The sequence below is a fragment of the Candidatus Symbiopectobacterium sp. NZEC135 genome, assembly GCF_025962695.1.
Genome location: NZ_JAGFPF010001449.1, coordinates 1 through 540 on the forward strand (window position 1 = coordinate 1; position 540 = coordinate 540).

Genomic DNA, 540 nt, shown 5'->3' on the forward strand with positions numbered 1-540 from the left:
TGTCGGAAAACTCGCGGATCTTGATGGCAGCAACGGCCAGCCCGACCAGATAAATGTCCAGCATCATCCAGGCTTTCAATTTTTCCAGTAACAGCAGAATAGGCCGCAGATTCATGCCAATGCGTGGGGCAAAAAACAGATAAAGCAGTGAAACCATTAGCGTAACGGGCACGCCGACAGTACAGAACGCCACCATACTGGCGGTAACCGGGTGTCCTTGCTTGGTCATCTGCCAGATGCCTTCAAACAGGCTGGCATTGATCGCCACCCCCAGCAGTCGGATATCGAGCAGGGGAGCCGTATAGGCAAAAGGCATGAGTAGCAGCATCGCCGTGGCCATCGCGGCCAGTCGTGTCATCGACCAATCACGCCCGGAACCGACGCGGGTCGCACATTGCGGGCAAGTGGCATATTCCCCTTTGTTCATTGCCGGAAGCAGGAACAGCATGTCGCAGCCATGGCAGCGGTGATAGCGTCCATAGGCAACGACAGCGCGTGCCTGGGTGACGGGCGGGCGCGGAGCGCTATGCGTGGCAGAAC

Annotated in this window: 1 protein-coding gene; it reads right to left on the reverse strand. The window is 57.6% G+C overall.

Annotation, left to right across the window (positions count from 1 at the left end):
• Positions 1 to 540, reverse strand: a 540-nt coding sequence (locus J5224_RS34770; RefSeq protein WP_264629361.1) for a paraquat-inducible protein A, incomplete at both ends; no start/stop codon positions are given.